Source organism: Methylobacterium sp. WL103, assembly GCF_008039885.1.
Lineage (GTDB): Bacteria > Pseudomonadota > Alphaproteobacteria > Rhizobiales > Beijerinckiaceae > Methylobacterium > Methylobacterium cerastii.
The window spans coordinates 1-1,192 of sequence record NZ_VRUX01000920.1; the positions used below are offsets into that span (position 1 = coordinate 1).

General features: G+C 74.0%; 1 protein-coding gene and 1 pseudogene. Both read left to right on the forward strand.

Features of this window, described 5'->3' with window-relative positions; all coding sequences use genetic code 11:
- Positions 1-708, forward strand: a 708-nt coding sequence (locus FV222_RS26705) for an NAD-dependent epimerase/dehydratase family protein (protein WP_147816148.1), incomplete at its 5' end; no start/stop codon positions are given.
- Positions 705-1,192, forward strand: a pseudogene (locus tag FV222_RS26710) (dipeptide epimerase); the annotation flags it as partial. The gene FV222_RS26705 and the pseudogene FV222_RS26710, both read left to right, overlap by 4 nt.

Sequence of the window (1,192 nt, forward strand, 5' to 3'; positions counted from 1 at the left end):
GTGCCGGCCATCGCCGAGGCGGCCGCACGCCGCGGCCGGGCGCTCCACGACGTGCGCCACACCGACGAGACCTTCGCCACCGGCAAGGGCACCAAGCGCCCGGGCCGCCGCCTGCTCGCGGTCGGGACCGATTGCTCGGTCGGCAAGAAGTACACGGTGCTGGCGCTGGAGAAAGGCATGCGCGCCCGCGGCATGGACGCGGATTTTCGCGCCACCGGCCAGACCGGGGTGTTCATCTCCGGCCGGGGCGTCGCCATCGACGCGGTTGTGGCCGACTTCATCTCCGGCGCGGTCGAGTGGATCGCACCCGCGGCCGACCCGAAGCACTGGGACCTGATCGAGGGCCAGGGCTCGCTCTACCACCCGTCCTTCGCCGGCGTCAGCCTCGGGTTGCTGCACGGGGCGCAGGCCGACGCCTTCGTGGTCTGCCACGAGCCGAGCCGCACGACGATGCGCGGCGTGCAGCACCCGCTGCCCTCGATCCGCCAGGTGATCGACCTGACGATTCAGCTCGGCAGCCTGACCAATCCCGGCATCCGCCCCACCGGCATCGCCGTGAACACCCAGGCGCTGGAGGAGGACACCGCCCGCTCGCTGCTGGACAAGCTCGGCGCCGAGTACGGCCTGCCCGCCACCGATCCGGTGCGCTTCGGCGTCGACGGGCTCGTGGACCGGCTGATCGCCGAGTTCCCGGAGACCGCGCCGTGAGGCGGCTCGCCGTCGCCATCGAGCGCTTCCCGATCGCCGGCGCGTTCACGATCAGCCGCGGCAGCCGCACGGAGGCCGTGGTCGTCGCCGCGCGGATCGCCGACGCGGAGCGCGGGGTCGCCGGCTGGGGCGAGTGCGTGCCTTATCCGCGCTACGGCGAGAGCGTCGAGAGCGTCGCCGCCGCGATCGAGGCCCAGGGCGACGCGATCGCCGCCGGCCTCACCCGGTCCGAGATGACGGAGCGGATGAAGCCGGGCGCCGCCCGCAACGCCCTCGACTGCGCGCTGCTGGATTTCGAGGCCAAGGCGCAGGGGCGCCCCGCCTGGGAGATTCTGGGCCTGACGGCGCCGGCCCCGGCCACCACCGCCTACACGCTGAGCCTCGGCTCGCCCGAAAGCATGGAGGAGGCCGCGCGCAAGGCGTCGGCCCGGCCGCTGCTCAAGGTGAAGCTCGGCGGCGAGGGCGACCCCGCGCGGATCGCCGC